The organism is Desulfovibrio sp. SGI.133 (genome assembly GCF_050313955.1).
Lineage (GTDB): Bacteria > Desulfobacterota > Desulfovibrionia > Desulfovibrionales > Desulfovibrionaceae > Desulfovibrio.
Genome location: NZ_JBNPMK010000003.1, coordinates 183,538 through 195,671, shown reverse-complemented (window position 1 = coordinate 195,671; position 12,134 = coordinate 183,538). Strand labels below are relative to the sequence as shown.

The following is a 12,134-nucleotide window of genomic DNA, read 5'->3' as shown; positions in this document are numbered from 1 at the left end:
TTAAAAGGGGCCCCTTCCCCCCTCAAGCCGTCCCCATGCCATAAAAAACGGGCCGTTCCCCGCAGGGAACGGCCCGTTCGACATCTCAAAGGATGGCAACACGCTAGCTCGCGCCGCCGTCGCCCACCACGAAGGCGTGGGGGTACAGGGCACGCAGCACGCGCATCATCTCGTCGGCCTTGCGGGAGTCTTCCCACGGGCCCACCTGCACGTTCCAAAGGTTGTTGCTGCCGAAGATCATACGGCCCTTCTGGCCGCTGCGGGTGAGGCGCTCGATGAGGCCCTGGGCGTTGTCCTTTTTGGAGAACGCACCGATCTGGACGAAGAAGTTGCCGCGCACCACATCGCCGTCTTCCACCTGGGGCACGTCGCCCAGGCTCTGGATACGCACTCGCGCCGTGCCCTTGCCGATGACGCCCAGCCGCTGGGCGGCCCCGCGCGAAAGGTCGATGACACGGTCGTCCACGAACGGCCCGCGGTCGTTGATGCGCAGGATGAGGGAACGGTGGTTCTCCAGGTTGGTCACGCGCACTTCCGTGCCCAGGGGCAGGATCTTGTGCGCAGCGCTGATGTTGTACTGGTTGAAGCGCTCGCCGCTGGCCGTCGTCTTGCCGTGGAAGCCGGGGCCGTACCAGGAGGCCACGCCCTCTTCCACGAAGCCGTGGGCCGACTTAAGCGGATAGTAGGTCTTGCCGCGCACGGTATAGGGCTTGGAGCCCGGCACGCCGCCCTTGCGCCAGGAGGTATCCTTACTGCCGCAACCGGCCAGCAGCACGGCCGCCAGCAACAGGCAGGACAAGTTCACCAGCAGACGGGGAAAGGAAAACTGTCGCTCCGTCATCATCGTCCCTCTTCCTGGAGTTGTTCCAGCTGACGCAGCAGGGTCAGGCTCTCGGCATCCAGGCGGCCCATACGGGCGGCGCATTCCAGCATGCAACGGGCCTCCTCGCTGCGACCGGCCTCCAGCAGATCCCAGGCCGCCAGCATGTACAAGCGCTGGGGCCGGCTCCCGTACAGGGCGGAAAGCAGATCGTCATACAGGTCGGCAAACACCGCCCGGGCCCGGGCTTCTTCCATGACCAGCCAGCGGGCCAGATGAGTGTTGTCCTCCTGCCCTTCCAGATAGCGCAGCAGCAGGAACAGGCCGTGCCGCAGCACATGCAGGATGCGCTGCAGCTCGCGCGCGGAGCTCTCGGCGGTCTGCTCGCCCAGCCGGCGCAACGGATCGTAGAGCTCGGCCGTCACGCCCTGATGACGTCCCAGCTGGGCCAGGCGGTTAGCGTAGTGCTGGCGCTGGAAGGCGTCCTCGCGCAGCTTGGCGCACTCGTGGAAGGCGTAGCCCACGCACCAGTCGATGAGCGCCTCCACCGGCTGCTGGCTGACCAGGCCGTCAGGATGACGACTGCCGGAATACTGCCAGAGCAGGATGGCGTCCTTGTCCGGGGTTTGGGACTGGCTGTTGCGGAACAGATGATGTGCCGTGTCCTTGAGGCGCCAGAACACGCCCTTGCGCATGGCCTCGCCCAGGAGGTCACGGATGGACGAATAGGAAACGGCGCCTTCGTGATCGAAACGGCGGCGCTGCTCTTCCAGCCCCTCATAGACCTGGCAGTAGTCACGCACCAGGTCACGCACTAAAAAGGCCTTGCGTTCCGGCGACCAGCGCCCGTTCACAGACCGGCCTCCTCCAGCAGGGCGCGGGCCACGGCCGCATCGTAGAGCTTGAGGGGGTCGGCATCGGCGTTGCGCTCCTCACGGTACAGGCGCGCCGCGTCCTCGATGACCTGCAGATCCAGCCACTGGTGGCGGTCCCAGACCTCGGGATGGTCGGACTGCCAAAGGCGGAACTGCACGCCGCCGTCCTCACCGCGCCGCACGTACATGCGGGCCCTGCGGTCCGCGGCATTGGGGAAATAGTACAAACCACGCTCGTCTTTCATGCTTTTTTCCTTGCTGGGCCGCTCCCGGCGGCACTGTGAAATACTGCCCGAACCATAGCCGCTAATGCTTTTTTTGCCAAGGCGAGCACAGGAGGCGCTCCCACACAGGACAGTGGGGTGAACTGCACGGACTGCCCGGCAAGGTGCCGGCCCTTCCACTGCACCGTGTCTATCAGGGCGGCATAGCGTATATTTTTTGAGAAGTTGATATGACATTTTTTTCACATAGTTATCCGCACCATACAAACAACATGGCTGCGCAGCCCGCATTGTGACTGTGCTGTGAAAAAGCGGTCAATCACAAGAAACAGCGGTTGTCATCGCCAAAGAAATACGCTAAAAGAAGCAGAACTGCATTGCAGCCCGCAGTGCCGGACGTCCAACAGCGTCTGCCGCTGCGCCTGCGATCCCCCGTCTGACTACGCCGGACAGGGAACAGCACCTGGGGCGGCACACATATGTGTGCAGGCCGCAAGACGAGGCCGCCCCGGCGGCGTTTTGTCGTGTGCGGTTCCGGGCTACTCCGGCCCCAAGCGTCATGACGAAGGCACATCACGCGATGTGATACAACAAACCATGTGGAGGTATGGCAATGGCGAAACATGCAACCCCCCTGTTGGACCAGCTTGAAAGCGGCCCCTGGCCGAGCTTTGTGTCCGACATTAAACAGGAAGCGGCTCACCGCGCGGCCAATCCGGACGGGCTGGACTATCAGATCCCCGCTGACGCCCCCGAAGACCTGCTCGGTGTGCTGGAACTTTCCTACGAAGAAAAGGAAACCCACTGGAAGCACGGCGGCATCGTGGGCGTGTTCGGTTACGGCGGCGGCGTTATCGGCCGTTACTGCGACCAGCCCGAAAAGTTCCCCGGCGTGGCCCACTTCCACACCATGCGTGTGGCCCAGCCCGCTGCCAAATACTACCACACCAAGTTCCTGCGTGACCTGTGCGACATCTGGGATCTGCGCGGTTCCGGTATGACCAACATGCACGGTTCCACCGGTGACATCGTGCTCCTGGGCACCCAGACCCCGCAGCTGGAAGAAGTCTTCCACGACCTGACCCACAAGCTGAACGTCGACCTCGGTGGTTCCGGCTCCAACCTGCGTACCCCCGAAGCCTGCCTCGGTCAGTCCCGCTGCGAATATGCCTGCTACAACACCCAGGACATGTGCTACCAGCTGACCCAGGACTACCAGGACGAACTGCACCGTCCCGCCTTCCCCTACAAGTTTAAGTTCAAGTTCGACGGCTGCCCCAACGGCTGCGTGTGCGCCATGGCCCGTTCCGACTTCGCTGTGGTGGGTACCTGGAAGGACGACATCAAGATCGACCAGGACGCCGTGAAAGCCTACGTGGGCGGCGAATTCAAGCCCAACGCCGGTGCTCACGCCGGTCGTGACTGGGGCAAGTTCGACATCCAGGCCGAAGTGGTGGATCGCTGCCCCTCCAAGTGCATGAGCTGGGACGGCAACAAGCTGTCCATCAAGACCGCCGACTGCGTGCGCTGCATGCACTGCATCAACACCATGCCTCGCGCTCTGCACATCGGTGACGAACGCGGCGCCAGCATCCTCGTGGGTGCTAAGGCCCCCGTGGTGGACGGCGCTCAGATGGGTTCGCTGCTGGTGCCCTTCATCTCCTGTGAAGCTCCCTACGATGAAATCAAAGAAGTCATCGAAAAGATTTGGGACTGGTGGATGGAAGAAGGCAAGAACCGCGAACGCGTGGGCGAAACCATGAAGCGTCTTTCCTTCCAGAAGCTGCTCGAAGTCACCGACACCGAAGCCGCTCCTTACCACGTCACGGCTCCCCGCTCCAACCCGTACATCTTCTTCAAGGAAGAAGAAGTGCCCGGCGGCTGGACCCGCGACCTGGCTGAATTCCGCAAACGCCATCAACGCTAGTTTAAGGGGGAGAAGAACATGGCTTTTATTTCTTCCGGGTACAATCCCGCCAAACCGATGGAAGGCCGCATTACCGACATCGGCCCCCACAAGTACGACGAATACTTCCCGCCGGTCATCAAAAAGAATTTCGGCAAGTGGCTGTACCACGAAATTCTTGAGCCCGGCGTGCTGATGCACGTGGCCGAAGGTGGCGACAAGGTGTACACCGTCCGCGTGGGCGGCACCCGCACCATGTCCATCACCCACATCCGCGAACTGTGCGACATCGCCGACAAGTACTGCGGCGGTTACCTGCGCTGGACCACTCGTAACAACATCGAATTCATGGTGGAAGACGAAGAAACCATGAAGGCCCTGCGCGACGACCTGAACAGCCGCAAGTTCGACGGCGGTTCCTTCAAGTTCCCCGTGGGCGGCACCGGCGCTGGTATCAGCAACATGGTGCACACCCAGGGCTGGGTGCACTGCCACACCCCCGCCACCGACGCCTCCGGCCCGGTGAAATGCGTGATGGACGCCATCTTTGATGACTTCAAGGACATGCGTCTGCCCGCTCCCGTGCGCATCGCCCTGGCCTGCTGCATCAACATGTGCGGCGCCGTGCACTGCTCCGACATCGGCCTGGTGGGTATCCACCGCAAGCCGCCCATGATCGACCACGAATGGGCTGACCAGCTGTGCGAAATTCCTCTGGCTGTGGCCGCCTGCCCCACCGCTGCCGTTCGTCCTACCAAGGTTGAACACAACGGTCAGAAGGTGAACTCCATCGCCATTAAGGAAGACCGCTGCATGTACTGCGGTAACTGCTACACCATGTGCCCCGCCCTGCCCATCGCTGACCACGAAGGCGACGGTATCGCCATCATGGTGGGCGGCAAGGTGTCCAACCGCATCAGCATGCCCAAGTTCTCCAAGGTCGTCGTGGGTTACATCCCCAACGAACCTCCCCGTTGGCCCAGCCTGACCAAGACGGTGAAGCACATCGTCGAAGTCTACGCCGCCAACGCCAACAAGTACGAACGTCTGGGCGACTGGGCCGAACGCATCGGTTGGGAAAGCTTCTTCAAGCTGACCGGCCTGAAGTTCACCCACCACCTGATCGACGACTTCCGCGATCCGGCTTACTACACCTGGCGTCAGAGCACCCAGTTCAAGTTCTAAGCCGAGCTTGAAAATACCCCGGCGGCGCTTTCCGGCGCCGCCGGGTTCAGGAGAAAAAAAATGGCTGACGAAAAAGACGTTGTTGTCGAATTCCTGAAGAGCAAGTCCTCCTCCAAGTCCAAGTTCTACTTCAAGGACTTCACGGACCTGTTCCCCGATAAGGGCCCCCGCGAAGTGAAGAAGATCCTCACCAAGCTGGTGAACGAAGAAGTCCTGGAATTCTGGTCTTCCGGCTCCACCACCATGTACGGCCTGAAGGGCGCTGGCAAGCAGGCCCACACCGAAGGCGAAGACTAGTCTTTTTGCCTTCGGCTTTTGAACGCCCCGACTGCAACGTCTGTGCGTTTACAAAGGCCATTGGAGCTCGACTCCTTTCTCAAGAAATGCCGCAACCTCTGTTGTGGCATTTCTTGTTTTTGTCCTTGCCAAAATCTTTCGGGCCTGCGGTATTTCCAGCCCCGGCAGCCAGTCCTGCCATCATCACGCTCCGTTACCGGCGTTTGCGGCCCCTCAATGCCGCCGTGCGCAGAATCGGCCGCATTCCCCTCTCTCCACTCTTCTTTCCAGCCTTCCTTGCGACCGTGTCGGCATCACACACCCCTTCTGCGGCATTTCCTTCCCCAGTCATGGCACCGGCACCGGCCGCCTTTTTTCCCGGTCGTGACAGTACGCCTTACGCTCGCTGTCAGACGACGAAGCTCCGCACGGACAGGGAGATTCGTCCCTCACCTCTGTCCATGAAGGAGCCCCTCCCCACGAACATGGGAGCATCGTTGCCGCTCCAACTATTTTTCGTTGAAAAAGCCTGCCGTCACCAGTAGTCTGTGGCTGCAACACGTCCAAAAGAGCCTGCCCACAATATCTTGCTGGGCACGAGGGCCACGAAAAGCGCCTTCCCCCATCAGCTCTGGATACAGCAGCCATCAGACGGAGAGACCATGCACGACCACCATCCAGCTTTTCCCCGCACCGGGGCCACAGCGGATCTGCCTGCCGAAACCCCAGCCCCCGAACAGGACATGGGACAGACCCGGGCCCTGCTTCTGGAGATGGCCCGCTGCCAGTCGCTGGACCAGATCTTCCGTCTGGTGGCGGAGACCTTCGCCGCCCGTCAGGATGTGGCCCTGTGCCGCATCTGGCTGCTGGAACAGACCGAGCCGAGCCTCTGCGCCAGCTGCCGCCATTTTTACGATTGCCGTGACCATCGCCAGTGCCTGCGGCTGGCGGCCAGTACCGGACGCTCCCGCGTGGACGGGCATGTCTGGACGGCTCTGGATGGCGAGCACAGCCGTTTTTCCCTGGGTCTGGGCAAGGTGGGACTCATCGCCCAGTCAGGCACAGCCTATCATGTGGATGCCGTCCACCCGGATATGGACTGGGTGACCTCGCCCGACTGGATACACCGGGAAGGCATCCGCACCTTCCTGGGCCAGCCGCTGGTGCACCGGGGCCGCGTGCTGGGGGTCTTCGCGGTCTTCAGCCGCGAAGTGCAGGATGCCCAGGCCATGGACCGCCTGCGCATGATCGCTGACTATCTGGCGGTCTCCATCGCCAATGCCCAGGCCTTTGAAGAGCTGACCCGCCTGAAACGGCAGCTGGAGATCGAGAACGCCTACCTGAAGAACGATGCCCTTCCCCCGGCCGCCCTAGCGCTGACGGGGGACAGCCCCTGCATGCGCACGCTGAAGGAAAAGATCCGGCAGGTGGCCTGTACGGACGTGCCCGTCCTCATCACCGGCGAAGCCGGTAGCGGCAAGGAAGCGGTGGCCGCCGAGCTGCACCGGCAAAGTTTCGTGGCCGGCGGGCCGCTGGTGCGGGTCAACTGTGCCGCCATCGCGCCCGACAGCTTCGAAGATGAATTCTTCGGCCATGCGGCCCGTATGGGCTTTCTGGAGGCCGCCTCGGGCGGGACGCTCTTCCTGGATGCCGTGGACGAGCTCCCCCTGCCTCTGCAGGCCAGGCTCCTGCGCGTCCTGCAGGACAAGGAGTTCCGGCGCGGCGGCGAAGACAGCGGACACCGGCTCAGCGTGCGTCTTGTGGCCGCCACCAGCCGCGACCTCTACGACCTGGTGCGCGCTGGGCATTTCCGCGAAGACCTTTATTACCGCCTCAACGCCTTCCCCATCCGCATCGCTCCCCTGCGTGAGCGCCCGGAAGACATCCTGCCGCTGGCCCAGGCCTTTCTGGAACATGACCGCGCCCACCTCCAGCGGCCGGAACTGGCCTTTGCCGACGACGCCCGGGGACGTCTGCAGGCCTATGCCTGGCCCGGCAATGTCCGCGAACTGCAGGAATGCCTCCTGCGCGCAGCCGCAGGCAGCACGGACGGGCTCCTGCACCTGGAGGCCCTGCCGCCGTCCCCTCCCTCGACGCCTCTCCGGCCCGTCCTGCCTGCCGACGACAACGCCATCGTCTTTACCGAGGCGGAGATGCAGGCCCTGGAGCGGACCAATATCGCCAATGCCCTGCAACGGTGCCACGGCAAGATCTATGGTGAGGACGGGGCCGCGGCCCTGCTGGGCATCAGCCCCACCACGCTCTGCTCCCGCATCAAGAAGTTCGGCCTCCGCAAACAGGACGCCTGATCCGGGCCGAAAGGCACACCGCGCCGGGGAGCCCGGCCCGACCAGCCCTCACGGCCCGAACGCCCTGCCATGCCACCCTCCAACGCCGCAGGATGGCGGCGCATTCTCGCACGGTTCTGACTGTGCCGGAGCCCTGCGCCCTTTGCCCCTCCTCTAATCAACGATTTTTCGTTAAAATAATACCGAGAGCATAATTTTTACTGTCTAAAAACGAAAATTCCTCTTTTTCTATTGCCAAGTACAACGATTTTTTGTTACCAAGAAGCCATGCCGTGGCTGAAAAGGCCATCTTTACCCCCGAGGATGCGCCATTTTTCAGCATTTGGTAAAATATTCAACGATTATTCGTTGAAATATGCACTCATGGAGGTATGGCAATGCCGAAACATGCGACTCCCCTGCTGGACCAGCTCGAAAGCGGCCCCTGGCCGAGCTTTGTGTCCGACATCAAACAGGAAGCCGCCGCCCGTGCGGCCAATCCCAAAGGACTCGACTATCAGATCCCCGCTGATGCCCCTGAAGACTTGCTGGGCGTCCTGGAACTTTCCTACGAAGAAAAGGAGACCCACTGGAAGCACGGCGGCATCGTGGGCGTGTTCGGTTACGGCGGCGGCGTCATCGGCCGTTACTGCGACCAGCCCGAAAAGTTCCCCGGCGTGGCCCACTTCCACACCATGCGTGTGGCCCAGCCCGCCGCCAAGTACTACAACACCCAATTCCTGCGCGACCTGTGCGACATCTGGGACCTGCGCGGTTCCGGCATCACCAACATGCACGGTTCCACCGGTGACATCGTGCTCCTGGGCACCCAGACCCCGCAGCTGGAAGAGATCTTCCACGATCTGACCCACAAGCTGCATAACGACCTCGGCGGTTCCGGCTCCAACCTGCGCACCCCCGAAGCCTGCCTCGGCCAGTCCCGCTGCGAATACGCCTGCTACAACACCCAGGACATGTGCTACCAGCTGACCCAGGACTACCAGGACGAACTGCACCGTCCCGCCTTCCCCTACAAGTTCAAGTTCAAGTTCGACGGCTGCCCCAACGGCTGCGTGTGCGCCATGGCCCGTTCCGACTTCGCTGTGGTGGGTACCTGGAAGGACGACATCAAGATCGACCAAGATGCCGTGAAAGCCTACGTGGGCGGCGAATTCAAGCCCAACGCCGGTGCTCACGCCGGTCGTGACTGGGGCAAGTTCGACATCCAGGCCGAAGTGGTGGATCGCTGCCCCTCCAAGTGCATGAGCTGGGACGGCAACAAACTGTCCATCCGCACCGCCGACTGCGTGCGCTGCATGCACTGCATCAACACCATGCCCCGCGCCCTGCACATCGGTGACGAACGCGGCGCCAGCATCCTGGTGGGCGCCAAGGCCCCCGTGGTGGACGGCGCCCAGATGGGTTCGCTGCTGGTTCCCTTCATCTCCTGTGAAGCGCCGTATACCGAGATCAAGGAAGTCATCGAAAAGATCTGGGATTGGTGGATGGAAGAAGGCAAGAACCGCGAACGCGTGGGCGAGACCATGAAGCGTCTTTCCTTCCAGAAGCTGCTCGAAGTCACCGACACCGAGGCCGCTCCGTACCACGTCACGGCTCCCCGCTCCAACCCGTACATCTTCTTCAAGGAAGAGGAAGTGCCCGGCGGCTGGAACCGCGACCTGGCCGAATTCCGCAAACGCCATCAACGCTAGTGTAAGGGAGAAAGACCATGGCTTTTATTTCTTCCGGCTACAATCCGGCCAAGCCCATGGAAGGGCGCATCACCGATATCGGTCCCCGCAAGTACGATGAGTTCTTCCCGCCGGTCATCAAAAAGAATTTCGGCAAGTGGCTGTACCACGAGATCCTCGAACCCGGCGTGCTGATGCACGTGGCCGAGGGCGGCGACAAGGTGTACACCGTCCGCGTGGGCGGCACCCGCACCATGTCCATCACCCACATCCGCGAGCTGTGCGACATCGCCGACAAGTACTGCGGCGGCTACCTGCGCTGGACCACCCGCAGCAACATCGAGTTCATGGTGGAAGACGAAGACACCATGAAGGCCCTGCGCGACGAGCTCAACAGCCGCAAGTTCGACGGCGGCTCCTTCAAGTTCCCCGTGGGCGGCACCGGTGCCGGTGTCAGCAACATGGTGCACACCCAGGGCTGGGTGCACTGCCACACCCCCGCCACCGACGCTTCCGGCCCTGTGAAATGCGTCATGGACGCCATGTTCGAGGACTTCAAGAACATGCGCCTGCCCGCGCCCGTGCGCATCTCCCTGGCCTGCTGCATCAACATGTGCGGCGCCGTGCACTGCTCCGACATCGGCCTGGTGGGCATCCACCGCAAACCGCCCATGATCGACCACGAGTGGGCCGACCAGCTGTGCGAGATTCCTCTGGCCGTGGCCGCCTGTCCTACCGCTGCCGTCCGCCCCACCAAGGTGGAACACAACGGCAAGAAGGTGAACTCCATCGCCATCAAGCAGGACCGCTGCATGTACTGCGGCAACTGCTACACCATGTGCCCCGCCCTGCCCATCGCTGACCACGAAGGTGACGGCATCGCCATCATGGTGGGCGGCAAGGTGTCCAACCGCATCAGCATGCCCAAGTTCTCCAAGGTGGTCGTGGGCTACATCCCCAACGAGCCGCCGCGCTGGCCCACCCTGACCAAGACGGTGAAGCACATCGTCGAAGTCTACGCCGCCAACGCCAACAAGTACGAACGTCTGGGCGACTGGGCCGAACGCATCGGCTGGGAAAGCTTCTTCAAGCTGACCGGCCTGAAGTTCACCCACCACCTGATCGACGACTTCCGCGACCCGGCGTACTACACCTGGCGCCAGAGCACCCAGTTCAAGTTCTAGGCCGGTCTTGAAAACGCCCCGGCGGCGCGCCGCAGTGTCGCCGGGGCCAGGAGAAAAAACATGGCTGACGAAAAAGACATCATCGTCGAATTTCTGAAGGGCAAATCCGCTTCCAAGTCCAAATTCTACTTCAAGGACTTCACGGAGCTGTTCCCCGACAAGGGCCCCCGCGAAGTGAAGAAGATCCTCACCAGGCTGGTGAATGAGGAAGTGCTGGAATTCTGGTCTTCCGGCTCCACCACCATGTACGGCCTCAAGGGGGCCGGAAAACAGGCCCATACCGAGGGCGAAGATTAACTACCGGGCGGTCGTGCCTCCCGCACCGGCAACAGTCCGCAGCCCACGCAGTCGGGACCGCGACGGACGAGATATTATACGGTATGCCGCCAAATACCGTTCAGGAGCATGTGCTCTGCCTTACCCCACAGAAATGCCGCGAGCCATCGCGGCATTTCCGTTTCCCGCACGGATGCAACGCCTGTTCGGCGAGGGTAAGGGGCCCTACCCTGCGTATCGTCCCCGGCGGCCTGCGTACGGAAGCGCCCCGGTGTTTCCCGTCCCGCTTTCCGGCGGCGGAAGGCTGGGCAAGGGCCTGCACCAGTCCCTCCGCCTCCTGTCTGCCTGAGCGGCCCTTGTACGCGCGTGCTGAGGACATCCTCTGTACCGGGCTGAACGTTCCCGCCTCCCCATGCCCGCCCCTCCTGCGCCCGCATCACATCCCACCGTCTTGAATCCTCCGCCCGCCCCGCCTACACTGCGGCCATATGCCGCGACCTGCCGCCCTTCACGGCTTCCCGTGCGGGCATCAGGCGGCCGCGAGCCCCTCGAGATCGCGCACTCCCTGCGCGCCCGTTACGGAGGTCTGTCATGGGCGTCACTTTTTCCCTCAATGACGAAGAACGGCAATGGCTCTCCCGGCTGGCCCGGGAAAGCATCACCACGGCCCTTGAAGGCCGGGAGGCCAGCCCGCCTCCCCTGCCGTCCGCGCTGGCCGGAGGGGCGCTGGCTCAATCCCTGGGCTCCTTCGTGACCCTGAACAAGGATGGCGACCTGCGGGGCTGCATCGGCAACATGGTGGGGCGGGAGCCGCTCTGGCAGAACGTCTGGCGCATGGCCCGCGCCGCCGCCTTCGAGGACCCCCGCTTCCCTGCTCTGGATGCGGCGGAATGGCCGCACTGCCACCTGCATATTTCCGTGCTGGGCCCCCTGAGCCCCTGCCCGGACCCGGCGCGGATCATCATCGGCCGTCACGGCCTGCTGCTGCGCCTGGGCATGCGCCAGGGCGTCTTCCTGCCGCAGGTGCCCGTGGAACAGGGCTGGGATCTGGGGCAATATCTGGAACATCTCTGCCGCAAGGCCGGTCTGCCCGCAGGCAGCTGGCGTGATCCGCAGGCCCTGCTCTTCTGGTTCGAGAGCCTGGTCTTCGAGGCCTGAACCAAAGAGCTCTCTGAGGGGAGAAGGAGGCATCCCTGCCTGTTGCCGCGCCCCTTCGCAGCAACAGGCGGAGGACAAAATGGCCCGCTCACGCCAGCACGAAGAGGACCCAACCCTCGCGCGTTTTCTCCGGGGAAATGTCTCCATAGAGGACCGGCGGGACTGCCCTCTTGATTTTTTCACGCCGGGGACGGCATCCCGCCACCGTGTCCGACAGCGGATGCCCCACGGTTGCGGCCTTCTCGAACCCT

At 62.7% G+C, this 12,134-nt stretch carries 11 protein-coding genes; 8 read left to right on the top strand and 3 right to left on the bottom strand.

All coding sequences use genetic code 11. The features are described 5' to 3' along the window. Positions 1 to 103: 103 nt before the first annotated feature. Genes ACQRBR_RS05930 through ACQRBR_RS05920 form a run of 3 tightly spaced genes read right to left on the bottom strand, consistent with a single transcriptional unit; the run spans position 104 to position 1,940 of the window. On the bottom strand, positions 104 to 844 hold the full coding sequence (locus ACQRBR_RS05930; protein WP_427812560.1) for a septal ring lytic transglycosylase RlpA family protein: 741 nt from the start codon (positions 842 to 844) through the stop codon (positions 104 to 106). Continuing rightward, the gene (locus ACQRBR_RS05925) at positions 841 to 1,674 is read right to left on the bottom strand and encodes a hypothetical protein (protein WP_278337774.1); all 834 of its coding nucleotides are present in this window, start codon (positions 1,672 to 1,674) and stop codon (positions 841 to 843) included. Before ACQRBR_RS05925 ends, ACQRBR_RS05930 begins: the two co-directional genes overlap by 4 nt. Continuing rightward, positions 1,671 to 1,940, bottom strand: coding sequence for a hypothetical protein (locus ACQRBR_RS05920; protein WP_006007089.1), 270 nt, complete (start codon positions 1,938 to 1,940; stop codon positions 1,671 to 1,673). The genes ACQRBR_RS05925 and ACQRBR_RS05920 overlap by 4 nt, the downstream gene beginning before the upstream one ends. Positions 1,941 to 2,532: 592 nt before the next feature. Here ACQRBR_RS05920 and dsrA (ACQRBR_RS05915) point away from each other — a divergent pair. The 8 genes from dsrA (ACQRBR_RS05915) (at position 2,533) to amrA (ending at position 11,883) form a co-directional block, all read left to right on the top strand. Next, a complete protein-coding gene (dsrA, locus tag ACQRBR_RS05915; RefSeq protein WP_204674661.1) occupies positions 2,533 to 3,846 on the top strand; it encodes a dissimilatory-type sulfite reductase subunit alpha in 1,314 nt (437 codons plus the stop codon). An 18-nt stretch (positions 3,847 to 3,864) separates the two neighbouring features. Further along, positions 3,865 to 5,010, top strand: a complete 1,146-nt coding sequence (gene dsrB, locus ACQRBR_RS05910; protein WP_040369683.1) for a dissimilatory-type sulfite reductase subunit beta — start codon at positions 3,865 to 3,867, stop codon at positions 5,008 to 5,010. A 60-nt stretch (positions 5,011 to 5,070) separates the two neighbouring features. Next, positions 5,071 to 5,307: a dissimilatory sulfite reductase D family protein gene (locus tag ACQRBR_RS05905; protein WP_006007078.1), complete on the top strand. Its 237-nt coding sequence runs from the start codon at positions 5,071 to 5,073 to the stop codon at positions 5,305 to 5,307. Positions 5,308 to 5,948: 641 nt separating this feature from the next. Continuing rightward, positions 5,949 to 7,595: a sigma 54-interacting transcriptional regulator gene (locus ACQRBR_RS05900; RefSeq protein WP_427812559.1), complete on the top strand. Its 1,647-nt coding sequence runs from the start codon at positions 5,949 to 5,951 to the stop codon at positions 7,593 to 7,595. A 377-nt stretch (positions 7,596 to 7,972) separates the two neighbouring features. After that, positions 7,973 to 9,286, top strand: coding sequence for a dissimilatory-type sulfite reductase subunit alpha (dsrA, locus tag ACQRBR_RS05895; protein WP_303877934.1), 1,314 nt, complete (start codon positions 7,973 to 7,975; stop codon positions 9,284 to 9,286). 17 nt (positions 9,287 to 9,303) lie between these two features. Then, positions 9,304 to 10,449: a dissimilatory-type sulfite reductase subunit beta gene (gene dsrB, locus ACQRBR_RS05890; RefSeq protein WP_427812558.1), complete on the top strand. Its 1,146-nt coding sequence runs from the start codon at positions 9,304 to 9,306 to the stop codon at positions 10,447 to 10,449. 60 nt (positions 10,450 to 10,509) lie between these two features. Then, positions 10,510 to 10,746 (top strand): dissimilatory sulfite reductase D family protein, encoded by a 237-nt coding sequence (locus ACQRBR_RS05885; RefSeq protein WP_204625834.1) that lies wholly within the window; start codon positions 10,510 to 10,512, stop codon positions 10,744 to 10,746. A 570-nt stretch (positions 10,747 to 11,316) separates the two neighbouring features. After that, positions 11,317 to 11,883, top strand: a complete 567-nt coding sequence (gene amrA, locus ACQRBR_RS05880) for an AmmeMemoRadiSam system protein A (RefSeq protein ID WP_427812557.1) — start codon at positions 11,317 to 11,319, stop codon at positions 11,881 to 11,883. Positions 11,884 to 12,134 lie beyond the last annotated feature (251 nt).

What these genes read in the sequence shown, in the direction of transcription:
- ACQRBR_RS05920 (WP_006007089.1), bottom strand. Translation starts at nt 1,940, where the DNA reads ATGAAAGACGAGCGTGGTTTGTACTATTTCCCCAATGCCGCGGACCGC.
- ACQRBR_RS05900 (WP_427812559.1), top strand. Translation starts at nt 5,949, where the DNA reads ATGCACGACCACCATCCAGCTTTTCCCCGCACCGGGGCCACAGCGGAT.
- ACQRBR_RS05905 (WP_006007078.1), top strand. Translation starts at nt 5,071, where the DNA reads ATGGCTGACGAAAAAGACGTTGTTGTCGAATTCCTGAAGAGCAAGTCC.
- dsrB (WP_040369683.1), top strand. Translation starts at nt 3,865, where the DNA reads ATGGCTTTTATTTCTTCCGGGTACAATCCCGCCAAACCGATGGAAGGC.
- dsrA (WP_204674661.1), top strand. Translation starts at nt 2,533, where the DNA reads ATGGCGAAACATGCAACCCCCCTGTTGGACCAGCTTGAAAGCGGCCCC.
- dsrB (WP_427812558.1), top strand. Translation starts at nt 9,304, where the DNA reads ATGGCTTTTATTTCTTCCGGCTACAATCCGGCCAAGCCCATGGAAGGG.
- amrA (WP_427812557.1), top strand. Translation starts at nt 11,317, where the DNA reads ATGGGCGTCACTTTTTCCCTCAATGACGAAGAACGGCAATGGCTCTCC.
- dsrA (WP_303877934.1), top strand. Translation starts at nt 7,973, where the DNA reads ATGCCGAAACATGCGACTCCCCTGCTGGACCAGCTCGAAAGCGGCCCC.
- ACQRBR_RS05885 (WP_204625834.1), top strand. Translation starts at nt 10,510, where the DNA reads ATGGCTGACGAAAAAGACATCATCGTCGAATTTCTGAAGGGCAAATCC.
- ACQRBR_RS05930 (WP_427812560.1), bottom strand. Translation starts at nt 844, where the DNA reads ATGATGACGGAGCGACAGTTTTCCTTTCCCCGTCTGCTGGTGAACTTG.